At 38.9% G+C, this 24,851-nt stretch carries 23 protein-coding genes; 11 read left to right on the plus strand and 12 right to left on the minus strand.

Going from position 1 to position 24,851, the window contains the following annotated elements; genetic code table 11:
• Nucleotides 1-118 precede the first annotated feature (118 nt).
• The 6 genes from H561_RS0102410 (at nt 119) to H561_RS0102435 (ending at nt 3,997) form a co-directional block, all read left to right on the plus strand.
• On the plus strand, nt 119-727 hold the full coding sequence (locus tag H561_RS0102410; protein ID WP_027385563.1) for an HPP family protein: 609 nt from the start codon (nt 119-121) through the stop codon (nt 725-727).
• A 4-nt stretch (nt 728-731) separates the two neighbouring features.
• Entirely contained in the window at nt 732-1,076 is a 345-nt protein-coding gene (locus tag H561_RS0102415) for a hypothetical protein (protein WP_027385564.1), read from the plus strand.
• A gap of 25 nt (nt 1,077-1,101) precedes the next feature.
• On the plus strand, nt 1,102-2,010 hold the full coding sequence (locus H561_RS0102420; RefSeq protein WP_027385565.1) for a TIGR01777 family oxidoreductase: 909 nt from the start codon (nt 1,102-1,104) through the stop codon (nt 2,008-2,010).
• 29 nt (nt 2,011-2,039) lie between these two features.
• On the plus strand, nt 2,040-2,621 hold the full coding sequence (gene nudK / locus H561_RS0102425; RefSeq protein ID WP_027385566.1) for a GDP-mannose pyrophosphatase NudK: 582 nt from the start codon (nt 2,040-2,042) through the stop codon (nt 2,619-2,621).
• A 31-nt stretch (nt 2,622-2,652) separates the two neighbouring features.
• Complete coding sequence (locus H561_RS0102430) at nt 2,653-3,231, plus strand: hypothetical protein (RefSeq protein WP_027385567.1); 579 nt, start codon at nt 2,653-2,655, stop codon at nt 3,229-3,231.
• Between the two features lie 226 nt (nt 3,232-3,457).
• Nucleotides 3,458-3,997, plus strand: coding sequence for a hypothetical protein (locus H561_RS0102435; RefSeq protein ID WP_228372210.1), 540 nt, complete (start codon nt 3,458-3,460; stop codon nt 3,995-3,997).
• 17 nt (nt 3,998-4,014) lie between these two features.
• Here H561_RS0102435 and H561_RS0102440 read toward each other — a convergent pair whose 3' ends face one another.
• The 4 genes from H561_RS0102440 to H561_RS0102460 form a co-directional block, all read right to left on the minus strand.
• Nucleotides 4,015-5,016: an NADP-dependent oxidoreductase gene (locus H561_RS0102440; RefSeq protein WP_027385569.1), complete on the minus strand. Its 1,002-nt coding sequence runs from the start codon at nt 5,014-5,016 to the stop codon at nt 4,015-4,017.
• A gap of 11 nt (nt 5,017-5,027) precedes the next feature.
• Nucleotides 5,028-5,792 carry an SDR family oxidoreductase gene (locus H561_RS0102445; RefSeq protein WP_027385570.1) on the minus strand — a complete coding sequence of 255 codons (765 nt, stop codon included), beginning with the start codon at nt 5,790-5,792 and terminating at the stop codon, nt 5,028-5,030.
• 91 nt (nt 5,793-5,883) lie between these two features.
• Nucleotides 5,884-6,588, minus strand: a complete 705-nt coding sequence (locus H561_RS0102450; RefSeq protein WP_027385571.1) for an SDR family oxidoreductase — start codon at nt 6,586-6,588, stop codon at nt 5,884-5,886.
• A 120-nt stretch (nt 6,589-6,708) separates the two neighbouring features.
• Nucleotides 6,709-7,800 carry an alkene reductase gene (locus H561_RS0102460; protein WP_027385572.1) on the minus strand — a complete coding sequence of 364 codons (1,092 nt, stop codon included), beginning with the start codon at nt 7,798-7,800 and terminating at the stop codon, nt 6,709-6,711.
• 108 nt (nt 7,801-7,908) lie between these two features.
• On the opposite strand from H561_RS0102460, the gene H561_RS0102465 reads away from it, so the two are divergent.
• The 4 genes from H561_RS0102465 to H561_RS0102480 all read left to right on the plus strand — a co-directional run bounded on the left by H561_RS0102465 (nt 7,909) and on the right by H561_RS0102480 (nt 10,263).
• The gene (locus H561_RS0102465; protein ID WP_027385573.1) at nt 7,909-8,325 is read left to right on the plus strand and encodes a winged helix-turn-helix transcriptional regulator; all 417 of its coding nucleotides are present in this window, start codon (nt 7,909-7,911) and stop codon (nt 8,323-8,325) included.
• A 133-nt stretch (nt 8,326-8,458) separates the two neighbouring features.
• Nucleotides 8,459-9,004: a hypothetical protein gene (locus H561_RS0102470; RefSeq protein ID WP_027385574.1), complete on the plus strand. Its 546-nt coding sequence runs from the start codon at nt 8,459-8,461 to the stop codon at nt 9,002-9,004.
• A gap of 85 nt (nt 9,005-9,089) precedes the next feature.
• Nucleotides 9,090-9,536: a KTSC domain-containing protein gene (locus H561_RS0102475; RefSeq protein ID WP_027385575.1), complete on the plus strand. Its 447-nt coding sequence runs from the start codon at nt 9,090-9,092 to the stop codon at nt 9,534-9,536.
• 205 nt (nt 9,537-9,741) lie between these two features.
• A complete protein-coding gene (locus tag H561_RS0102480; protein WP_027385576.1) occupies nt 9,742-10,263 on the plus strand; it encodes a hypothetical protein in 522 nt (173 codons plus the stop codon).
• A 255-nt stretch (nt 10,264-10,518) separates the two neighbouring features.
• On the opposite strand, the gene H561_RS0102485 is transcribed toward H561_RS0102480, so the two are convergent.
• From H561_RS0102485 to H561_RS0102500, 4 genes are all read right to left on the minus strand, one after another.
• On the minus strand, nt 10,519-13,710 hold the full coding sequence (locus H561_RS0102485; protein ID WP_027385577.1) for an efflux RND transporter permease subunit: 3,192 nt from the start codon (nt 13,708-13,710) through the stop codon (nt 10,519-10,521).
• A gap of 7 nt (nt 13,711-13,717) precedes the next feature.
• Nucleotides 13,718-14,779: an efflux RND transporter periplasmic adaptor subunit gene (locus tag H561_RS0102490; RefSeq protein ID WP_027385578.1), complete on the minus strand. Its 1,062-nt coding sequence runs from the start codon at nt 14,777-14,779 to the stop codon at nt 13,718-13,720.
• 5 nt (nt 14,780-14,784) lie between these two features.
• On the minus strand, nt 14,785-16,137 hold the full coding sequence (locus tag H561_RS0102495) for a TolC family protein (protein ID WP_027385579.1): 1,353 nt from the start codon (nt 16,135-16,137) through the stop codon (nt 14,785-14,787).
• A 91-nt stretch (nt 16,138-16,228) separates the two neighbouring features.
• The gene (locus tag H561_RS0102500) at nt 16,229-16,822 is read right to left on the minus strand and encodes a TetR/AcrR family transcriptional regulator (protein WP_027385580.1); all 594 of its coding nucleotides are present in this window, start codon (nt 16,820-16,822) and stop codon (nt 16,229-16,231) included.
• Between the two features lie 181 nt (nt 16,823-17,003).
• On the opposite strand from H561_RS0102500, the gene H561_RS0102505 reads away from it, so the two are divergent.
• On the plus strand, nt 17,004-20,927 hold the full coding sequence (locus tag H561_RS0102505; RefSeq protein WP_027385581.1) for a DUF7948 domain-containing protein: 3,924 nt from the start codon (nt 17,004-17,006) through the stop codon (nt 20,925-20,927).
• Nucleotides 20,928-20,977: 50 nt separating this feature from the next.
• Here H561_RS0102505 and H561_RS0102510 read toward each other — a convergent pair whose 3' ends face one another.
• The 4 genes from H561_RS0102510 to lpdA all read right to left on the minus strand — a co-directional run bounded on the left by H561_RS0102510 (nt 20,978) and on the right by lpdA (nt 24,798).
• Nucleotides 20,978-21,802, minus strand: a complete 825-nt coding sequence (locus H561_RS0102510) for a CvfB family protein (protein WP_027385582.1) — start codon at nt 21,800-21,802, stop codon at nt 20,978-20,980.
• 47 nt (nt 21,803-21,849) lie between these two features.
• On the minus strand, nt 21,850-22,335 hold the full coding sequence (locus tag H561_RS0102515; protein ID WP_027385583.1) for a hypothetical protein: 486 nt from the start codon (nt 22,333-22,335) through the stop codon (nt 21,850-21,852).
• A 95-nt stretch (nt 22,336-22,430) separates the two neighbouring features.
• The gene (locus H561_RS0102520) at nt 22,431-23,294 is read right to left on the minus strand and encodes a DUF4476 domain-containing protein (protein WP_027385584.1); all 864 of its coding nucleotides are present in this window, start codon (nt 23,292-23,294) and stop codon (nt 22,431-22,433) included.
• Nucleotides 23,295-23,394: 100 nt separating this feature from the next.
• On the minus strand, nt 23,395-24,798 hold the full coding sequence (gene lpdA / locus H561_RS0102525; RefSeq protein WP_027385585.1) for a dihydrolipoyl dehydrogenase: 1,404 nt from the start codon (nt 24,796-24,798) through the stop codon (nt 23,395-23,397).
• Nucleotides 24,799-24,851: the final 53 nt, after the last annotated feature.

The raw sequence follows: 24,851 nt of genomic DNA on the forward strand, positions 1-24,851 counted from the left end.
AGCAGCTTAAGTCGGTATAAAATTATTTAAATCCGTTTGTAGTCGTTTGAAAACGAATAATTATTTACTTGTAAAAAGTTATCCATTTGCAAACGGATAATTATGTATCTTTGATCATATGAGGAAGATGATCAAAAGAACATTCAGGGTTTCAAAATATGTGATATACCGGGAGACCCTGGTCGATTACAAAGAACATTTCTGGTCTTTTCTCGGAGCCTTTTTCGGAATCGGGATGATTGCTTTTATTCAGTCCCATACATTATCTGCAACGGAAAATATTTTCCTGATCGGTTCGTTCGGGGCTTCCAGTGTCCTGATTTACGGTGCCATCCAGAGCCCGCTGGCACAACCCAGAAACCTGGTGGGAGGACATGTCATTTCCGCACTGGTAGGAGTTACTGTTTATAAAATTGTTCCGGATATTATCTGGCTCTCCGCACCGCTGGCTGTTGCCTTTTCCATTGTCCTGATGCAGTACACCAGAACCCTGCACCCGCCCGGCGGTGCAACAGCTTTAATTGCAGTAAGCTCTACAGGTAAAATTCCTGAACTGGGATACTGGTATGTATGGTCTCCCGTACTTACAGGCTGTATCATCCTTTTAATGGTTGCATTGATTTTCAACAATATCACATCCAACAGAAAATATCCTGTCCATTCCGTATTCAGGAAACCATACAGGAAAAAACATGCACATTCACATCCACACAACATGAAAAAATAAAAAGATGAACTGTCTCGAATGCGGTGAAAAAATTATCGGGAGGTCAGACAAAAAATTTTGTAATGATGCCTGCCGGAATGCCTACAACAATAAGCAGAATAAAGATTCCAGCAACCTGATGCGCAATGTTAATAATAAACTGCGCAGGAATTACAGGATCCTTGCTGAAGTCAATACTGACGGTAAAACGAAAATAACCAGGGCGAAGCTTAATGGCTTAGGTTTTGACTTTGAGTATTTCACGAATCTTAAGGTCTATAAAAACGGTTCTGAATACAAATTTATCTACGACTATGGCTACAAACTTCTGGATGAAGACTTTGTGCTGATTGTAAAAAAACAGTCGTAAACACATCTTAAACTAACTGATTGATATGAAGGAAATTGTTGTGATTACCGGAGCCGGCGGGCTGATTGCCCGTGAACTGTCGAAGCAGCTTGAAAAAGATTATACCATCAGGTTCCTAACCCGGAAAAAGAAACATGACCATGAATTTGAATGGGATATCAAGCAGGGAACTATTGATGAAAAGGCTTTGGACGGGGTTTCGCATGTTATCCATCTGGCAGGAGCCAGCATTTCTGAAAAACGGTGGACCGATGAAAGAAAAAAAGAACTGATTTCCAGCCGTATAGATTCAGCCCGCCTGATATTAAAAACTTTACAACAAAAAAACATCAGACTAAAATCATTTATTTCAGCATCCGGAATCAACTACTATGGTACTAAAACAACAGATAAAATATTTACTGAAGAAGACAGTCCGGGAAACGATTTTTTAAGCGATGTTGTGGTACAGTGGGAGAAAGCCGCCGATGAATTTAAAGAACAGCATCTTGCAGAACGTGTGGTAAAATTAAGAACCGCTGTTGTCCTCTCTGAAAAAGACGGGGCTTTAAAGAAAATGCTCCCGACAATAAAAATGGGAATCGGGTCACCACTGGGAAAAGGGAAACAGTATATGCCGTGGATCCATATTAAAGATATCTGCACCCTTTATGAATTTGCCTTAAAAAATGCTGGAATCGATGGTGCCTTTAATGCCGTAGCTCCAGAACACGCTACCAATAAAGATCTTACGGAAAAAATTGCACAGGTATTAGATAAACCGTTATTCATGCCCAACGTTCCGTCATTTGTTTTAAAACTACTGTTTGGCGAACTGTCTGTTGCTGTGCTCGAAGGTTCCAGAGCTTCTTCCCAAAAAATCACGGAAGCAGGCTTTCAGTTTGAATTCCCCGGTTTGAAAACCGCTTTAGAAGATTTACTAAAAAATAATTAAATATCAATTCAACCAAGATTGTACATTTTATGCAAGATACAAACGTACGTATTGAAAAAACAGAGATCTTATCCGATAACTGGTATACGCTGAAAAAAGTAACGTTTCATATTCAGAAAAAAGACGGGACTTTTGAACAGCAGAGCCGTGAAGCTTATGACAGAGGAAACGGAGCCGTTATTTTACTGTATAATAAAAATACAGACACGGTAATCGTAACCCGCCAGTTCAGATTACCGACCTTTATCAACGGAAATCCGACGGGTATGATGATTGAAGCCTGCGCAGGGCTGCTGGATAATGACAATCCTGAAGACTGCATCAGAAGGGAAACGGAAGAAGAAACCGGCTATCAGATTTCGCATATCAAAAAAATATTTGAGGCCTATATGTCGCCGGGTTCCGTAACGGAAATCCTCCATTTCTTCATTGCCGAATATTCAACGGAAATGAAAATTAATGACGGCGGCGGACTCGATGATGAAGGTGAAAATATTGAAGTGCTGGAACTTCCGTTTGAGAAGGCATTGGAGATGATTGATTCCGGGGAGATCAAAGATGCAAAAACCATTATGCTGCTGCAATATCTGAGACTTAAAAACGTTTTGTAAAATCATTAATAAACTCTTTGAATTAAATATTATGAAAATTCTATATACCATAAGCCTTTCATTATTACTATCCGGTCCTGCATTCGGGCAGAAAAGAGATAAAGCCGGTCCTAAAGATAAAGCTGTTATCGAACATTTTAAAAACGATTATAAGAAGAAAAATTATAAAAGATTTGAAGGAAAGATCATGCTTAATACCAGCCAGGTCCTTTTTGACAATAAAATTATTTTTTACAGTGAATCCGATAAGATAATAAAATTACTGTTGCAGGAAGGATTGGTTTATCCGCAGCTGTTAACCGGTTTCCAGGTGGATAAATTCGAAAATGAAGACAGCGACCGGACCCAGAAAAGGTTTGCCAAGCTGCAGAAAAACTGGAAAGATGCTTTTGAAGTCAATAATATTAAGCTGAGCAATCCTTCAGAACTGGTATTTTTGAGTTCCGATCCTGCCATCAAAAGATTTAAAGTATTGTGTAAAGACCCCAAATTTCCAAATATAATGGTTTATTATTTTGAGCTCACCAATAAAAGCAGCGATAAGAATACATCTATGGAAGACTTCATCAAAAATGCCAGGCTTACCCATATCTACCAGAGGACTGAATAATACCTGTATAAAACAGGACTGACAGATCCGGTTTTATGAAATACATTCGGATTGAAATTTATTATTTTAAAAAAATTATCGCGGATTATGGCGATCAGGCAGACCTTTATTTGTGTTTAAATCTGCTTAAAAATAATGAGAATAGGATTAAAAATTGTTGTTAAGTTTCCAGACTAACATTTAAACAGCCGAATAGAATAAAACTTATATTTGTTAAAACATAAAAATGAAGAGTATTTACAGCATTCAAATTTTGATTTTATTATTTTCCTGCAGCCCTAAAGAAAGCAATACAAAACTTAATCATGACCAAATACAACTTGGTCAAGTGACCGGTGATACTTTAAGAAATGACCAATCAGATAAAATCTACAAAAACAAAATGACTGATCAGGAACTCATTGAAAATATAAAACTGGCCATAAATCCTAAATTTAAAGATTGGGTAATTTTTAAAAACGGTACTTATATCATTTTTGATGATATAAAAAAAGTGAAAAATATTAAAGATGAAGCAATTAGTATGATGAAAGAATTTGGACCGGTCTTCGCAGGTGGTCCTGCAGGAGATTTTAATACAATTCATTTAACAAAGACCGAAGGCTGGATTGTTGCAGGTCATGGATATGGAATGTATACATATGTTTCACCTTCCGAAATGCAAAATGCATCAGCTAATGATCTTGAAGTCGGATTATTTGGCAGATCAAAAAGAGATCTTGACGGTAAAAATCCTGAAATTATTTATATTAGTAAGAATAAATAGTTATAAGATTTAAACTCTTATTTCATTTTTATCACCACTTTTCCTTTTGCACGGCCGCTTTCAACATAAGCCACCGCGTCATTGGTTTGATGGAAGGGGAAAACTTTGTCAATGACCGGTTTTATTTTTCCGGCTTCAATGAGGCCGGTAATTTCTGCGAGCTGTGCTCCGTTGGCTTTCATAAACAGAAATGAATAACTGACATGCTGCTTTTCAGCGGTTCTTCTGATTTTTCTGCTTAAAAATCCGGTTGCCAGTCTTACATACCAGGGTAAGTTTTGGTCTTCCGCAAATGCCGGCGTGGGCGGACCGGAAATTGAAACAATTTTGCCTCCAGGCTTTACCACATGAAAAGATTTTTCGAGGGTCTTGTTATCCTGGCTGTTTAACACCACATCATAATCAATCAAAACATCTTCAAAATCCTGCGTTTTATAATCGATTAAAACATCTGCACCGAGGCTTTTCAGAAAATCAAAGCTTTTTTTACTCGCGGTAGTTGCTACCGTTGCGCCCAAATGTTTGGCTAACTGAATGGCAAAAGTTCCTACCCCACCTGATCCTGCCTGAATAAAAACATTCTGTCCTTTCTGCACCTTTGATCTCTCAACCAAAGCCTGCCAGCCGGTCAGACCCACCAATGGAATTGAAGCGGCCTCTTCCATCGTAAGATTTTCAGGCTTTAAAGCAACATCTTTTTCATGAATGGCAATGAACTCTGCAAAAGTACCGATCTGAAAATCGGCCGGTCTTGAATAAATTTCGTCACCTACTTTAAAGTTTTTTACCTTCGCTCCTGTTTTTACAACAATTCCGGCAACATCATGCCCCAGAACCAACGGCATTTTATACGGCAGGATCAGTTTAAATTCACCGCTTTTTATCTTTGAATCCAATAGATTGACACTTGCGGCGTGAATTTCGACTAAAACTTCATGATCCTTTATCGACGGTTCGGGAAGGTTTGTCAATTTTGACGGACTTTCTTTTTTATAACGGCTGATGCTGAATGCTTTCATATTTTTAGTTTTTATTTTAAAAATTGATCCGCTTTCTTCGGGTTTATTATTTTAAAGGCGAGTTTTGGAAAAAATCTCCTTATAGGATCAAATATTTTTGCGTCTCCCACACGAATGGTGTACACATCTTTCTGCAACCCTTTAATAAGGCCTTTTGCCATATCTTCGGGACTTATCTTCTTATCATTCCGCTCTGCAGTCATTTCTGTGGCGACCAATGGCGGAACCAGTTCAAATATTTTTAGGCGGCTTTCTAAAATCCTTAAGTGTTCGCGGAGTGTCACGGTATAAAAGGCAAGTGCAGTTTTCGAAGATGAATAGGTTGCTTCAATCAAAGAAGGAACCTTACTCAAGATAGATGTCGTATTGATGATGGCCGCTTCTTTTCTTGATTTCAGCATATCCATAAAAATATTATTAATTCTTATGACCCCCAGGTAATTGATATCCATTTCGTAAGCGGCACCTTCTAAATGTCTGTCATTGGCCATTCCTAAATTAGACGACGAAACCATAACCCCTGCATTATTATAAAGAATATCAATTCCTCCGAGTTTTTTTATTTTGTCATAAAGAATTGTAGCATCGCCGGCATTGGCCAAATCACTTTTGATGGCTGTTAATTCCGGGTATTTGCTTTTGGCGGCATTCAGTTTATCCTGGTTTCTGCCTGTAATAATGACTCTTGCCCCGATTTCCAGAAACTGTTTGGCAGCTTCCAATCCGATTCCTGAAGCTCCGCCGGTAATGAGAATTGTTTTTCCTTTTAATTCCATGACTGATTGATTAATTAGATATTAGAAACTCTTCGTCAGAAATATTATTTAAATAAACAGTTACTGACGAAGAATGATGTTAAATTTCAGGTTACGCCGGTTCTTTTGCAAAAAACTGTTTTGAATCCCCTACCGGAACATCAAACTGATTTTGCTTTAACGCATTCAACAGTTCGTCAGCAACTTCAGAAGGCGGGATTCCATTAGCACCACCGATTTCTGCAGAAAATTCTGTATTTACTAATGGCGGGTATACTTCGTAAATCTGAACATTTTCCTGCTCTTCATAGGTCTGTCTTAACGCTTCTGTGTAGCCATGTAAAGCAGCTTTTGATGCGCTGTAAGTCGGCAACATTTTATGACTTCTAAAAACAGCAATTGATGAAACATTAATTACCGCTGCTTCTGTTTTTTGAATTAAATAAGGAAGTAAAAGCTCTGTAAAATGAATGATGCTGAAATAGTTGGTATTCATCTCAACAACAGCTTTTTCATGGGCATTCCGGGTCTCATTTAACAGATAGGCGAATGCCGATCCTGCATTGTTGATGATTATATTCAGTTCGGGATGATTAATTTTCAATTCTTCTGCGATCCGAAGCCGGTCTGTTTCCACCGAAAGGTCGCCCTGAATTCCTACGGCACCGTCAAGTTCATTTAGGGCGTTCTGGAGACGTTCTCCGTTCCTTCCGTTGATGATGACACTATTTCCTTCTACATGAAGTTTTTTTGCAATGGCTAATCCGATTCCGGCACTTCCGCCGCTGATGAATACGGTATTTCCTGTTGTTTTCATTGTTTTGTCTGTTTGAATGTTAAATATTGATATGGTTGTGGGTTTGCGACAGGGATTGCAGCGGCATCCTTTTGTGAAACAAAAGATACAGCGGAAAGCCCGCCCGTTCGCCCGGATTTTTTAATTGTTCAGCACAGGATAGTCGGTATACCCTTTTTCGCCCGGCGTGTAAAATGTTGCCTGATCCGCCTCGTTCAGCGGTGCGCTTGTTTTGAAACGTGCTGGCAGATCGGGATTGGCAATGAACGGAACTCCGAAAGAAACCAAATCGGCATCACCGTCCTCCAACACTTTCATGGCTGTTTCTTTGGTGAAGCCCCGGTTGATGATAATGGTTCCGTGGTAGATTTTACGGAAATGCTTTGCCACTTCCTGTACAGCGTGAGCATTACCCGAAACATCGGTAAAAGGCTCAATCAGGTGAATGTAAGCCAAATCGTAATCGTTGAGACGGCTGACGATATAATTATACAGCTCAATGGTTTCATCATCCACCAAAATTCCCATAATACCGTTGAGTGAAGGATTTAGGCGGACTCCGACTTTCCGGATGTCGGTCATTTCTTTTATTGCATCCAGGATTTCGAACAATATCCGTGCCCTGTTTTCTACAGAACCGCCGTATTCATCGGTTCTCAGGTTACTATTCTTACTGAAGAACTGTTGCAGCAGATATCCGTTGGCTCCGTGAAGCTCTATCCCGTCAAAACCTGCTTCAAAAGCATTGAGTGCGGCTTGTTTGAAATCGTTTACCGTTCTTTTGATATCTTCCGTGGTCATTGGCTGAGGTTCATGCGATGACTGAAACCCTTTTGCCGTAAAGATCTGCTGTTCAGGATTGACATTGGACGGAGCCAATGGTTTTTTACCGTTGTGTAAATCGGGATGTGAATACGCTCCGGTATGCCAGAGCTGTGCGAATATTTTTCCACCTTCTTTATGAACGGCTTCCGTCGTGAGTTTCCAGCCTTCAATCTGTGCCGCAGTATAGATTCCGGGAACATTGACAACACCGACCGCTTCGGGACTGATGAAGGTGCCTTCTGTGATTATCAGGCCTGCTGTTGCTCGCTGCTGATAATATTTTGCAGTGAGTTCAGTAGCTTTATGTTCGGCGTTGTCTGAACGGCTTCGGGTCATCGGAGCCATGACGATACGGTTATTAAGATTCAGGTTATTGCTGTCGTAATGATCAAAAAGTAGGTTTTCCATTGTACCTTAAATTTAATTGAGTAAATTTGCTTTCGTTTTGCAAGTACAAATCTATACAATTACTTTCAAAATGCAAGTATTTATTTTTAATTATTTAAATTTATTTTTATGTCAACTTCAAAAAAGAGATCAGACTGCCCGATCAGCAGCTCATTAGATGTATGGGGAGACAAATGGTCTCTGCTGATTGTAAGAGACCTCATGTTTTCCAGACAATGTACCTATGGGGATTTCCTGAAATCCGACGAAAAAATAGCGACCAATATCCTGGCTTCGCGTCTTCTGATGTTAGAACAGAACGGTATCATTACCAAACAGGAGCATCCCGAAAGCAAAGCCAAAGTCCTGTATAAACTCACCGAAAAAGGGATTGACCTTATGCCTTTGCTGATTGAAATCAATCTCTGGGCAGAAAAATATTCGGTCATTCCTGAAAGCCAGGCGATGGTTTTGGAAGAGGTGAAAAAGGATAAGGAAGGGTTTATTAAAGAGAAAATTGAGGAGTTAAAGAGGGTGATTTTGTGATTGGTATAATAACATGTTAGAAATTATTGATTGCGATTTTAAAATTCTTCTATAAATCACATTTAGAGTTTATTATTTCTTTAAAGAGATTTAGCTTCAATTTTTTATCTTTAGAATAAAATGTATCACAATAATGAAAAATAGTATTATGTTGATTATTTTCCTTTTGACACAAAGTGTTTATAGTCAAAATATGGGTTCTTTATGTGATTCAATTTATAAAACTCCCATAATAACTTGTAAATATCCTAAACCGGGGAAACAAAAAAACTATAGTCGGTTAGATACTATTGATGTATATTCAAAAGATTATCCAACCAAACTTATTGAAGGTTCCGGATTTATAATAAACAAGAATAGAAAAATTGGCTCAATTGGCTATACAATTCAAATAACAAGAGATATTAATAATAGGCTAATCCGTGTTTTAAAATCTGAAGTTAAGCACTATAAAAAATATGATTATAAATCTCAAAAAAGTGTAATTAGTGAAATAACAATTTATTTTGACGAATTTCAACAACCTGATTTAGCTAAGTATACTTCTAAAACTTATATTTCTGATGCATTGGTAACAAATAAAACTGAATTTTTTAATTTAAAAGAAAATAATAAGGATAATTTTGAATTTAAAAATGTAAAAATGCTATTGGAAGAAACAGGAAAGCACATAAAATAAAATTGTTTTTATATTAATAATGAATAACTTACAGTTTTCCAATTTAAAAGCTTAATTTTGCACCCCGAAATAAGGATTATACAGTATGAAAAGAATTGGCGAACACCGAAAACTTCTGGGCGTAGATAATACCGCTACCCTGAAAGATTTGAAAACCATCTACAGAAATGTGATGAAAGATACGCATCCTGATAAATTTGTGAACGATGAAGCCGGACAGCTGGAAGCAGAAGAGAAAAGCAAATCGATCATCGAAGCCTATCATTTTCTGGTAAGCATCAACCCGGAAACGCAGGAAAAATATAAGGAAGAATACACGGAAACAATTACCACATCCATCATTACTGATTTCTATCTGGAGAAACAGATTCTGAAAGTTCAGCATCTGAACGGTAAAATGTTCGAATACATCGGGGTTCCAAGGAATGTGTACATCAAAATGGTCAATTCCGATTCGGCGAGCCGTTTTGCAAGAAGGCATATTTACGGAAAGTTCATCTACAGAAAATCCGGTGAGGTAATGGCAGATTAATTTCTTTTCTATATGATAAAATAATGAGGCTTTCGGTTGATTCCGGAAGTCTTTTTCATTTACTTATAAGAATCTTGTTCAATCTAAAAAATCAGTAAGAAATTATTTTTTGAGATAAATTAAGCAGATTTTTCCTTATAAAATATTTTACCATATCGATTTGAGTTTCCTCTGATATACCTATATTCGTATTCATTCAACTTCCATGATTCATTATTTCAATTCCATCTGCGAATTCAGGCAGGTCAATCCGGCTATTAAAGGTCATGCGATGAGAATCTCTGATCCCACTTTAGGAAATATCCGCGACACGCTTCTTGATTTTAAAACCGAACTTGAAAGCCGCTATCCGGCTTTCAGAGATACTGAACTTTCCGTAAAAATTTCCAAAGGCTTCAGTAATTTCCCAAATGTTCTGTATGCCTGTATTTTGCCGCCCGGACAAGCTGTCCCCAACGGAATTTATACGGCCATATGTTTTGACATCCTGGGAAGAGGCGCATTGGTCGGATGTGTGGAATCCAAGATTACATGCAAAGGCTTGCCCACTGTGAACAGAATAAAACCCTTGAACATTGACGTAGACGGCGCCAGCGAGCGGACGAAATACAATAATGTTTTTGTGAATCCGAAAGAGTTCTATTATCCTCTGGAAAACGATCTGGAGCTGGATCGGCATATCACAGCGTCTTTAAACCTGTGTTTTGATTACTTAAAATTACCTTGATTTAAAGTTTCATCAGTTCGGATGTTTTTCGCAGCAGAGCGGAGAAAAATGTATTGAAAATTTTTAGCCGGGACTAACTTCTCGATACGCTTTTCCCAAAAGCTACGAAGTGAGACTCCCTGTCCAAAGAAATTCTAATATTGGCTGAAATTAATTCTGATTATCTGATATTCAATATCGCTTAAAATCCAAATAAAAAGAAGCGCATCATTGCTGATACGCTTCTTTCGGTTAATTAAGGTTAAGGTTGGTATATTAATCTATGTGTTTCGGGGTGTACCCGTCTTCACTTAATTCTTTATGTTCATAGTCTGCTTTCATTTCAGCTTCATAATCAACTGTTTCATGTTTACCCATTCTTCTCAACATTGAATCGAATAGTGAATAAACCGTAGGAACAATAATTAAGGTAAGGAATAATGATGAGGTCAGACCACCGATGATTACCCAAGCCAATCCGTTGTTCATCTCCGCTCCTGCCCCTTTTGCAATCGCAATCGGGATCATACCGAAGATCATTGCGATCGTTGTCATCAAAATCGGACGGAGACGTGCGTGGTTAGCCTGAATCAAAGCGTCATGCGTACTTGCTCCTGCTGCTTTTCTCATGTTGGCAAAATCGACAATCATAATCGCGTTTTTCGCTACCAAACCGATCAACATGATCATCCCCAGCATTGTAAAGATATTAATCGTATTTCCTGTAATGGCAAGAATCACCATTACTCCGATCAATGCCAAAGGAATTGAGAACAATACCACAAACGGATACACAAACGAATCATAAAGCGAAACCATCACCAGATAAACCAGTACAATAGCTGCCAGTAAAGCGATTCCTAAAGTCCCCATACCTTCTGTCTGGTTCTCCATATCTCCACTCCAAAGGTAATTTACTCCGGCTGGTTTTGTTTTTTCATTGGTCATAAACTGGTCTGCCCATTCGTTGGCAACATCAGCCATTGCACGGCCTACCACTTTAGATTTCACTTTTACGGAAGCCGTTTTATCTCTACGCTCCAGCAAACTTGGTCCTGATCCCATTTTCACATCAGCAAACTGACTCAATCTGATTTGCTCGCCTGATGGATTGGTAAACATTAAGTTTCTTACATCATCAATTGACTGTCTGTTGGCATCACCAAAACGGATGTTGATATCATATTCGTATTCTCCGGCTCTGAATTTTCCGTCTGTGTTTCCTGAGAATGCAGTCTGCATTGTTTGACCAACACTTGAAAGATTTAAACCTAAAGAAGACATTTTATCTCGGTCGATATTAACCTGCACTTCAGGATTTCCTGAGTCGGAAGATAATTCTGCATCTACAGCTCCCGGAACTTTTTTAAGCAAAGCCAGAATTCTGTTGGCTTCTTTGTTTGCCGTTGCGTTATCAGGAGCAGTAACTACCATTTCGATTGGTGCAGCATCTGCTCCCATTAATCCGATTGGTGCTGTTTTAAACTCAACTCCGGTGAATTTTTCTTCTAAAGCTCTTTTAATTTTAGCAGATTTAATATCTGTACTTTCGTTACGTTCAGATTTATCAACTAAAATTACCTGAATTTCTGATTGGTATAAAGTTGCCTGCGCGCCACCAAAACCTGATGACTGCTGACCAACTGTAGTAATCATATCGACTACATCTTTATCATTTCTCAGATATTTTTCAACCTGTAAAGTCAATTGGTTTGTTTTTTCAACGGAAGCATCTTTAGGTAATTCCATCTGAACAAGGAACTGACCTCTGTCCATTTTCGGGAAGAATTCTCCACCGATAAATCCGCCACCCATTAATCCCATTGTCACAACAATCAGAAGTACAAATGTAAGAACAACGGTCATTACCCTTCTTAAACCGGTTTTTAAAACCCATTCCAGAATTCCTGTAATCCAGTGCGTGAATTTATCCAATTGTTTTTCAAACCAAAGGATGAATTTCTCGAAAGGATTTTTACCCGTCAAATGAACCAACTTTCCAAATCTTGAAGACAGCCAAGGAATAATGGTAAATGATGCCAGTAATGAGAATAGTGTTGCAATAACTACCGTGACACAGAACTGCGCTAAGATATCTGAAACCAAACCTGAACTCATCGCAATCGGTAAGAATACTACCACGATTACCATTGTAATCGCTGTTACGGTAAATCCAATTTCTGAAGCTCCGTCGTAGGCCGCACGGATTCTGCTTTTCCCCATTTCCATGTGACGGTAAACGTTCTCCAATACTACAATCGCGTCATCCACAAGAATACCTACAACCAGTGAAAGTCCCAATAAACTCATTAAGTTTAAAGTATATCCCATCAAATACATTCCAATAACCGTTGCAATCAATGATACCGGAATGGAAACCATTACGATAAATGCGTTTCTGATGTTGTGAAGGAACAATAACATTACAACGGCCACCAAAATAATCGCCAAGAATAAATCGAAAATTACGTGATCTGCCGCTTCAAGCGTAAAGTCTGTATTGTCATCTACAATCGCAACTTTTAATCCCTGAACTGTATAATTGGTCTGAACCTGCTCAATCGTCTTCTTTACTGCTTCAGAAACTGATACGGCATTGGCATCAGACTGTTTTTTTACCTGAAGTAAAATGGTAGGATTTTGATTAAATCTCGCTACTTTTTCAATATCTTTCTGAGTATCGAAAACTGTTGCAATATCAGATAAACGAACCTGAGCTCCATTTTTGTTTGATACTACAAGACTGTTCATCTCGGCAATATCTCTGTATTTCCCGGAAAGTCTGATGGTAGATCTTGAAGTTCTCGTCTTTAAAGCTCCTGTTGGGAAGTCTAAGTTAGAAGAAAGAATTGCCTGCTGTACATCTGAAATGGCAACGCCATAACCCTGCATTTTCTTTTCATCTAAATTTACCTGAATTTCTCTCTCCTGTCCGCCTACAAGATCAACCTGAGCAACACCGTTTACACGGGAGAAAACCGGCTCTACTTTTTTATCTAAAAGATCGTAAAGTTCCTTATTATTCAATTTATCACTTGAAATACTCAAAGTCATGATCGGTAAATCATCCAGTGAGAATTTCTGCAATGATGGAGGATCTGCATCTTCCGGAAGGTCTGCCAGAATCGCATTGACCTTTCTCTGCGCATCATTCAAAGCATAATTTACATCGGCACCCGTGTTCAGCTGAACCATAATTACCGATAAACTCTCATAAGAAGAGGATTCTACTTTTTTTACGTTTTCCAAAGAACCCACAGCGTCTTCAATCTTTCGCGTTACCGAAGTTTCCACCTCAGCAGGCGAAGCTCCCGGATATACCGTAGAAATGGTTACCATGTTGGTTTCAAACTTCGGAATCAATTCATACCCCATCATGGAGTAACTTAATAAACCTCCCAAAGTAAGAATCGTAAACAATACGATTACCAGGGATGGTCTTTTAATGGATATTTCTGCTAACTTCATCTTCTGGTTACTTTACGATATTGATTTTTGAACCGTTGTCTAGGTTGATCTGTCCGCTGGTAATCACCTGCTCGCCGCCGTTGAGCCCGCTTAAGATCTGTACTTTGTCACCATATACTTTTCCTGTTTTCACAGTGATCATTTTAGCAGTACCATTCTGAACGATGAAAATCTGTCCTGAACTAACTCCGTTTGCGAAAGCTTCTGCAGGAACCGTCAGCATATTTTGAGTTTCAGCACCGTTGTTTGTTTTGAATAAAGCCGTTGCGTACATACCCGCTTTTAGGTTTCCTCTGTTCTGCACCTCGATTTCAACAGGGAAATTAAGGGAAGCATCACTTTTAGGAGCGATAAATGTAATTCTGCCGCTGAAAGAATCTTCAGGCAAAACATTCACATTAATCGGAACTTCCTGGCCTAACTGAATTCTTCCGATCTGGCTTTCGTCAACCAAAACCGAAAGTTTTAAGCTGTTGATATTTACGATTTCAAATAAAGCGGTTCCCGGTGCGACAACCATTCCCGGTTCCACCATTTTTTTATTGATGGTACCGCTGATTCCTGCACGGATGCTGGCATCATTCACCCTTACGCCCTGGGCTCTGACGGCTGCCTGGGCATTTTTCAGCTGCAGTCTTGAATTGTCAACCTGCTGCTTGGTAACACCGCCGGTTTTAAATGCATTTTCATAACGCTGGTTATCTGAAATGGCATTCTGTAAATTATTCTGGGCCTGGGTAACATCCACTTCAATGGCATCTCTTTTAATGGTTGCCAGTACCTGGCCTGCACCCACTCTTGAACCTTCTTTGACCAGAACATTTACGATACGTCCTGAAATTTCAGCAGACTGCTGCATTTCCTGCTTCGGGATAAAAGTTCCGTTAGCCGAATAATCGGTATCTATATTTTCTCTTGCTACCGTGATCACGTTAACGTTGATTTTGTCAACCTGCTTGGCCACTTCTTTTACTTCTGTCTCCTGCTTTTTCTTATTGTCGGCAATCTTATACGCTGCCAGGCCAATAAGGACAGCCGCTACGATGATATATATTAAAGTTTTTTTCATAACTGTTACGGGTTTTGTAGTGTGTTTAATTCTCCTTTTGCTTTGATTAACTTGATTTCAGCCTGCTTATAGTCCAGCAATGCATTGGCATAGTTCTGTTTTGCCTGGGTCAGCGCATTTTCAGAATCCAGTACTTCCGTAAGGGTTGCCAGACCATACTGGTAGTTGGACTGCGTGTTTTTCTGAACCCTTTCCGCAAGGCCTACATTGCCTTTCATGCTTTCGATATTGATCAGTGTATTTTCAATATTGGTCACAGCATTTTTGTAGTCCAGGCTCAGGCTCAGCTGGGTATTCTGGATATCAAGATCAAGATCCTGAATATCAATTTCCGCCTGATTGATCTTTGCCTTAGTAGAACCGCCGGTAAAAATCGGGATATTGATATTAAGGCCGATTGCCGAATAATCACTCCACAGCACTCCGTTGTTGATGCCGTTGGTCAGCGGGAATTTACTTCCCTGTCCGCCCCATCCGTAATTGGCGATCAGCCCTACGGTAGGATAAAGATAGGCTTCCGTTGCTTTCTTGTTATAGACCAAAAGTTCCCTGTTCTTATTTAAAACTTTGATTTCCGTACGGTCATCAAGGTTAACCATAGCGGCAGCAAGCTCAGGTCTTGGCTCAATTGTTTTTTCCTCAAGTTCAATCTCAGTATTCATCGGAACGCCCATATAAAACTTCAGGGCATTCTTTGAGAGCTCCACTGAGTTGACCAGAGTCTGCCTGTTAGAACCGATATTTGTCAGCTGAACATTGGTACGGTCAAGGTCAATGGATTTAGCCAGGCCGTTATCCACCAGGCTTTTAATCACATTTCTTACCCGTTCCGTATTGGCATAGCTGGCCTCCACGGTTTTAAGGTTTTCCTCCTGTACAAAAACCTGATAATAGGCAGTAGCTACATTTTCAATGATCTGCTCATTCGTTAACTGGGCATTCAGCACATAAAATTCTCTCGTAGATTTTGCGGCCTTAAGACCTGTAAAAACCCGTTGATCAAAAATAGCCTGCTGAACCTGCACGGAAGCGGTAGAACTCCACGGCTGTCCCAGCTGGGCCCTGATCCTTTCGCCACCGAATTCAAGCAAAGACTCCTGGATTACCGGATTATAGGTTAAGCCTGCCGTGGCACTGATCTGTGGTAAAGCCCCGGCACGGGCTTCATCAATCTTATATTCGGCTTTTTTAATCTGTAAAGCAGCTTTTTTGGCTTCTGCTTTGTTTTGTAGCGCCTGCTTGATGGCTTCCTGTAGAGAAACCTGCTGTTGTGCAGACACCGATGAAAAACCGAAAATCATAAATGCAGCAGCTATCCCAATTTTTAGCTTATTTGCAGTTATACGTTTTCTTTTCATAATTTTAACTTCGTTTATTTTTTTAATGCAATTACTTGTTCAATGTTTACTTCTAAATGACGGATCATTTCTTAAAATACTTTAACATTTCTTATTTTTTAAATAACATGTTGAGAATGATCTCTTTTCTTTCCGAAATTATTGTATCGAATTCTTTATCAGTGATCATCAGATTTTCTAGTAATAATGGCCGGACCGCACTCGGAAACACCAGAAGCGAAACCATATTCAGCAGAAACTGTACAGGTGCCATTTTTTCGATATTCCCCAACTCCATTTCTTTTTCAATATCTCTGTAAAGCCTCTTAAGCTCTTCTTCCTCCACATCTTTTTTATGACAGCTTCCTTTATTGATTTGCGAAACGATATACGTTTCCAGGTAAGGATATTGAAGGCTGGTGGATAAGCTTTCCTTGATAAATTCTGATATTTTAGCTTTAAAGGGAAGGTCAGAACTCATAATGATTTCAGATTTTTCTTTTTCTACCCGGTGGGCCTCATCGAAAATGATCTGGATTAAGTTATCCCTTGATCTGAAATAATAATTAATCAATGTTCTGTTGACACCCGCTTCATCCGCAATTTCCTGCGTAGTGGCGTTAAATTTCCCTTTCACAAAGAATAAATTCTTTGCGGTCTCTTTTATCAGTTCCTGTGTTTGGTCTTTTTTTTCTTGTTTTGACATTTTTGTTAAACAATTTTGTGCAAATATAAACCAATCAATTGTTTTGACAAAATTGTTAAACAAAATAATTAATCAAATAGGAATGAGATGTATCAGGTTTTGGAGTTTAGTGATGAGATTAATCTTTCTTAATCTGTACTAAGCAAAGTGTTTTTATATATTTGCCGAAAATTAATAACCGATGCAAAAAATCTTGCTTCTTTTTACAGTATTCTGCTGTAGCTTCCTTTTCTCACAGAAAATAAGTTCGCAAAACAATGATTATTTCTTCTATGAAAACAAAGGCCAGATCGTTGATCAGGATGGCAAAGAAAATGCCGATGTAAAGTATCTCTTCCACTCTGCCGGATTGAATGTGCAACTGCGTTCTAACGGATTTTCTTATGATGTGTATGAAACAAATAAAACAGTAAACCCCAATTCGTCAAAGTTTAGAAAAGACCAGTCGGTTGCTGCAAAAGACTATCATTATGATGAATTTCTTTATGAAAACCAATTTCACAGAATTGACATTGAACTGCTTAATTCGAATAAAGAGGCAAAGATTATTGCAGAAGGAAAATCTGCTGATTATGATAACTATTACAATATTCCCAATAAACCTAAAGGTATAACAAACGTTTATCGTTATCAAAAAGTCTCCTATAAAAATATTTATCCGAATATTGATTTGGTATTTTTTAAACCAAAAGATACGTTGAAGCCTGTTGAGTATAACTTTATCATCCATCCGGGAGGAAAAATTTCAGATATTAAAATGAAATTTAATGGCGCTCCAACTTCTGTTAAAGACCATAAGCTTTTAATGAAAATCCGTTTCGGGGAAATGTTTGAAAATATTCCGAACAGCTGGATTGCAGGTAATAAAAAAGAAAACATTGATGTTTCTTTCAAAGATCTTGGAGAACAAACTTTTGGATTTAATTCTCCTCTTAATTCCTCAAATAAAATTATCGTTATTGATCCTGTCCCTACAAGAGTTTGGGGAAGCTATGTTGGCGGAAGCAATGCAGATTTTGGAAAAATTAAAACTGATTCTCAAAATATTGGATATGTTTTAGGAACAACCAATAGCCCAACAAATTATACTACCTCAGGAGCTTATCAGCAAAATATGAACGGAGGATATGATGCTTTTTTAATGAAAATTACAAAAAATGGACAGAAACTATGGGGTACTTATTATGGCTTCGGAATGGATGATTTGTTTAATGATGTTACATTTGATGAAAATTACAATGTTTATGCTGGAGGAAAAGTTCAAAGAGGATTTAATAATTATAATATTGTTATTGTAAAATTCAATAATAATGGAAATCTAATTTTTCAAAAAGAGTTTATATCCAGTAAGAATGATGAACTTTTTACTATTTCTTATAATCAAAATCATATTTATTTTGGAGGAGATGCTTTTAGTGCAGACTTTCCAACTGTAAATGCTACTCAAACTACTAAGGCTACTCCGGACGGATATACAGATGGTATATTAGCTTCATTAAATTCTACTACCGGAAATGTAGATTGGGCAACATATTTCGGAAAGCCAGATGGATCTACTTCTATTTTTCAAATATTTTCTTCGGCTAACGACATTGAAATAATTGGGGCTACACAATCCGTGAACATACCCATGTTAAATCCTTTTCAGGCAACAAATGCAGGTAATACTGATGGAATATATTTAAAGTTTTCTAAAACAGGAAATTTATTGAAATCCAGCTATTTCGGAGAAGTCGGATGGGAAACTGTTAGAGAAGCAAGAATAATCAACAACACTTTAGTTTTAGCAGGTGAATATATGACATTTGTTCCTACTGGAGGAGCTTTAAGAAAACCCGGAGTTTGGAGAGTAGATCTACTAACCAACAACATAACAAAAACTTATTTTGATTTTAATTCTGGAGGACAATTATCTGCATATCCCGATTCATCGGGTAATGTCTTTTTCACAGGCTTACATTTACAAAATTTCGGTATGCCTGATGTATCTACTCCCGGGGCTTATATGGGAATGCCTACAATATATAATGGTGTTTTCCTTTTAAAGTTTAATCAAACTGGAGCAAAAGAATGGGGAACTTATTATAAAGGCAACGGAGCAACACAACTCGGATTAATCACAAAAGATAATGAAGGAGCTATTTACTTAACAGGAATGTCAAATGGAAATACATCTGGAATTGCAACTCCGGGAACCTTTCAACAAACTCCTGGTGGAGGAAATGATATGTTTGTTGCTAAATTCAGAGATTGTACATCCAGCTCTTCTATTGCATCAAACTCTCCGGTTTGTATTAATTCAACGATCCAACTGAATGCAACACCAGGCGCAATTTACAGTTGGACCGGACCAAGCGGATTCACATCCGCTTTACAAAATCCAACAATTCCAAATGCTACTTCTGCAAACGCAGGAACTTATACCTGTCAGATTTCAGGATTGGGAGATTGTGACGGTATATTTACGGTAAACGTTATTGTAGGTGACAACGTCGCACCCGTTCCAAATGCAGCAACTCTTCCTGACATCACAGGAGATTGTCATACGATTGTTTCGAATATTCCTACAGCGACGGATAATTGCGCAGGAATACTTAATGCCACAACAACAGATCTGCTTTCCTATTCTCTTCCTGGAACGTATGTAATTCACTGGACTTACAATGATGGGCATGGAAATACGGCAACTCAAAACCAAAATGTGATTGTTACAGCTCCTGCCCTTCCTGCTACCTTAAACACCCAGCAGATTTTCTGCGCAGGCAATCATCCAGCCATTTCCAATATTCAGATTACCGGGCAGAACATCAAATGGTATGATGCGGCAGGAATACTTTTGGCTCCGACCATTCCATTGGTAAACGGTCAGACCTATTATGCTTCCCAAACCATTAACGGCTGTGAAAGCAATACGACAGCCATTCAGGTTACGGTAAACGAAACGCCGAAACCAACAGGAAACACAGCTCAGGATTTTTGTGCTTCAGCAAATCCTACTTTGGCGAATCTGGCCGTTACAGGAACTGCTTTAAAATTCTATGATGCAGCAGGGAACATCCTGCCGTTAACCACTCCGCTGGTCTACGGTGCCACTTACTTTGTTACCCAGACCCTGAATTCATGTGAATCGGAGAAGCTTGCTGTTTCCGTGACCCTTTCCACGAACAATGTTCCGGCTGATGATTATTCCGAAATACTATGTAACAGTACGACAGGGGGATCAATGATAGTCAACCTCACCTCTTATCAGGCTGATATTATTGTCAATCCCAGCATTTATACATTTACCTATACGGATGACGCAGGAAACCCCATTTCAAATCCTTCCAGTTACAGTTTAAGCATCGGAACCACCATCATTCATGTGAAAGTTTCCACACCCGAGGGATGTTTTAAAGTGGTGAGATTAAACTTAACCCTGAACCCGAAGCCTAAGATTAATCTTCCCGAAAAAGTTGATTTCTGTAACGGCAAAAATGCCACCCTGGATGCAGGAAGCGGATATTCATCCTATCTCTGGAGTACGGGAGCCACCACACAAACCATTACCGTTTCTGCTCCGGGAAATTATTCGGTGACGGTAGCCAACAGTTTCGGCTGCCAGAATACAGATGCTGTCCAGGTAAGCTATACTGCTTTACCGGAAATCACGGCTGTGAATATGAGCAATAATACAGCAACCGTTATCCTTTCCGCAACAGGAAGTTTTGAATATTCTTTAGACAATTTCATCTGGCAGGATTCAAATATCTTTATGAATTTGCCTGTAGGAGAATATACCGTGTATGTAAGGACCAAAGGCGGATGTATCATCGGGCAAAAACGTTTTTCGATATTCAGTATCCCTAATGCTTTTACTCCGAACGGCGATGGATACAATGACCATTGGAAAATCACCGGCCTTGAAAATTATCCGGGAACCGAAGTCAATGTATACGACAGAAAAGGACTTCCGGTATTTAAGGAAACAACAACCAAAAAACCGATGGCCTGGGACGGTAAGTTAAACGGGACCCCGGTTCCGACAGGCAATTACTGGTACACAATTAAGGTATCAGACGGAAGGCTGTATACCGGCTGGCTGCTGATAAAGAACAGGGAGTAAAAAAATAAAACGGGCAGAATTTTCTGCCCGTTTTATTTTTATCTATTTTGTTATAATAACTTGATCTTATCTTCTGAAAGGTCAATCACCTTATCTTTATAAAGCCCGCCGATTGCTTTCTTAAAGTTCTTCTTGCTCATCTGAAGCTCATCTTTGATCTCTTCGGGAGTCGATTTGTCTGAAAGGTAAAGCAAGCCGTAGTTTTCTTCCAGTTTATTCAGGATTTTCTGTTTGAACTCGTCGATATTTTCAAAACCTTCAGGCTGTAAGGAAACATCTATTTTCCCATCTTCGCGGATGGCCTTGATGTATCCCGTTTCTTCTGATAAAGGATACAGTTTTTTGAAAACATCAGAAGTATAAATCAATCCGATGTATTTTTTATTGATTACCACATTCCAACCAAGTTCGCTTTCATTCATCATCAGCAGGTCCACTTTATCCCCCTTTGCGAAAGGCAGGTCCTCGTACTGCGGGTTTCTTTTGAATTTGGTAGTCCCGGTAATCAGTTCAAGTTCGTCATCTATATACAGGTAGACCAGATATCTTTTCCCTTCAATAATTTTGGTTTTCTGCTGCTTGTAAGGAACGAATAAATCCTTGATAATGCCCCAGTCCATAAACGCGCCGCTCGGAAGACTCTGAACACAGCTCATTACGGCAAATTCCCCCACTTCCGCCAAAGGGATTTCTGTAGTGGCCTTCAGCTTACTGTCATCCTGATACACAAAAACTTCAATTTCATCATCAATTTCCTTATCGTCCTGAGTGAAAATTTTAGGAAGAAAGGCCTTTTCGCCCGATTCATCTGCCAAAATCCATCCTGAATTGTTTTTTTCTGAAATTTTTAAAGTCTGTGTCTTTCCTATTTGCATTGAATGATAAATTAGCTGACAAAGGTACGGAAATTGAAAATTTCAACCTATTTATATTGTCTTAAATCTTCTTCAAGTATTTTTGCCTCATACAGGTAATTGGTTTCAGGGTCCTGGTCAGCAGAAACTTTAAGCTTCTTCACGAGCTTCCCACGGATATAATAATACCTTGCTTCCGATATCTTTTCAGGTTTTTTCAGGTATCCGTTTCCATCCAGTATTCGGTATTTCTTGGAGTAGACAAAAATCAGTTCACCTTTTTCTGTGAGAAAATATTGGGTTACGATATTCCATGCAGACAAGCCTACAGAGTGCACCATTTTCCTGAGCTGCCCTTTGCTGTAAAACCCTTTCAGTTCAATCCCGTTATCAGTTGTCTTTCCCTGATCCGCAAAATAGTAGTCCGGAACGGTTTTAATTTTATAATTTTTGATTTGACTGATTTCTGCTACAGCTTTGGTGATAGGCTTTATATCCTGACTTAATACAAAACCGGAATATAAAATCAGTAAAAGGAAAAACCTGCTTCTCATAGAAAAATTTTAACTGAATATAAGAAAAAAGAGAGACAAAAGCATCTCTTAATTTTATAAAATCATTCGGTAAGGCTCGGAAATATAGTACCCACTTATAATTTAGAAATAAAATCCATCAGCTCTCTTTTACTGCTTTCAAAATCAAAAGCATCATAAACGAGGAAATATTTTTGCTTGTCCGGACATTTAGCATACATCGATTTTGCCAGTGAAAGCCTGTTTTTATCAAAACTCATCTCCTTCACCAGAATACTGATCTGCTGGGCAGTAAACATGGTTGTCTGCATCTGCTGTCTGATCATAGAAAATCTGCTGTCATCAAATTTTGCATTTTTTCTGAGCATATCGAGAAACTCGCTGAAAGAACTGTTGTCCATGACGTTTGCATTATTTCCTGAATTATTCCAACTGCCTCCCTGGCTTCCATAAGGAGTATTCCAGACATCATTCCAGCTGTTGAAACCATAAGATTGATTCTGAACAGGATATGAATCCAACAGATAAAGACCTTTATCTGAAAAAAAATCAAGAACCAGCCTGCTGTTGTTCCGGACATTTAAAGTAGTTCTGTACAATAAATAGCCGCTTTCATAAACAAAAATAGGGATTCTTCCCGCCGGCAAGTCAAAAAAACGGAATTTCCCGGAATTGTTTGAAATCAACTGATCTCCTATTTCCACACTGAAAAGTCCCTGTTCGGGAATTCTGAGAAAAACCTCAGAATAGCCATACTCCTGATTCCATTGGTATTGTGGATTTTTTGTTCTGAAGCCGCTGTTACCCTGATGTCTAAAACCTGAATTATTATTATCTTTTGTATCTGACCTTTTTTTGTTTAAAGATCCGATCTCAGTTCTGGAAGCTTCATTTTTCAGAAACTCACCCACTTTCCCTGCTTCCTGAGCAAATGAATTGTTCACAAAGAGAAGCAATACGCTTATAAAAATACTTTTCATAATTTTTTATTTGTAGCTCATATTTTCATACAAAAAGAGAGGCTAATGCCTCTCTAATTTACAAATATTTTTAAAAGATTAAATTTTAATCAGATAAATATTACATATGAATCGGTCTCTTAGCCGTAGCATCCAATGCAGCTTCTTTAATGGCTTCCGCATAGGTCGGGTGCGCATGTGAGCTTCTGGCGATATCTTCGGCGCTGGCACGGAATTCCATTGCAATAACCCCTTCTGCAATAAGATCCGCTGCTCTGGCTCCTACAATGTGCATTCCCAGTACTTCATCCGTTTTTTCATCGGCAATGATCTTTACTAATCCGTCAACGTCTCCGCTCGCACGGCTTCTTCCCAAAGCTCTCATCGGGAAAGACCCTACTTTGTAAGCCACGCCTTCTTCTTTCAGCTGCTCTTCGGTTTTACCCACTCCGGCAACTTCAGGCCATGTGTAAACAACGCCCGGAATTAAATTATAATTGATGTGAGGTTTCTGTCCGGCCAGTGTTTCAGCCACAAAAACGCCTTCTTCTTCCGCTTTATGTGCCAGCATAGCGCCTTTGATCACGTCTCCGATCGCATAGATATTGGCCACATTGGTCTGCAAATGGTCGTTTACCTTTACTCTGCCTCTCTCATCCAGCTCAACCCCTGCTTTTTCAAGGCCAAGTCCGTCTGTGAAAGGTCTTCTGCCTACAGAAACAAGGCAGTAATCTCCTTCTACCGTTACTTCCTCTCCTTTTTTATCCCTAGCGGTAATTTTTACCGCATCACCATTTCTCTCAACGGCAGAAACAGCAGTAGAAAGCATGAATTTCATTCCCTGCTTCTTAAGGACTTTTGTCAGTTCCTTGCTTAATGCACCGTCCATTCCGGGAATAATCTTATCCATAAATTCAACAACGGTTACCTGGGCACCTAATCTCAGGTAAACAGAACCCAATTCAAGGCCGATGACACCGCCTCCGATGACCACCAGATGCTTGGGGATTTCTTTAAGGTTCAGAGCTTCCGTAGAAGTAATCACTCTTTCTTTGTCTAATGTAATAAACGGCAAAGAAGTCGGTTTGGAACCGGTAGCAATAATGGTATATTTGGATTCGATCGTTTCTTCAGAACCGTCGTTTTTCGTTACTTTGATCTGAGTGGCAGATTCGAAGCTTCCCACGCCTTCAAAAACAGTGATTTTGTTTTTGTTCATCAGGTAGCTGATTCCGTCCGTATTTTGTTTGATCACCTCATTTTTACGCTCGATCATTCTTGCGATATCAGCCTTAGGCTCATTGATAATAATTCCATGACCGGCAAAATTGTGCTTGGCATTCTCAAAATGCTCAGAACTGTCCAACAGTGCCTTAGACGGAATACATCCTACGTTAAGGCAGGTTCCTCCCAAAGTCGGATATTTTTCTATAATTGCTGTTGTGAAACCTAATTGTGCGGCACGGATTGCAGCAACATAACCACCAGGACCGGAACCGATTACGGTAACATCGAATTGACTCATGTTATTTTTATGAATTTGTTATTATTAACTTTCTTAATGCTTACAAATTTACT

This window comes from Chryseobacterium gregarium DSM 19109 (genome assembly GCF_000430845.1).
Classification (GTDB): Bacteria; Bacteroidota; Bacteroidia; order Flavobacteriales; family Weeksellaceae; genus Chryseobacterium; species Chryseobacterium gregarium.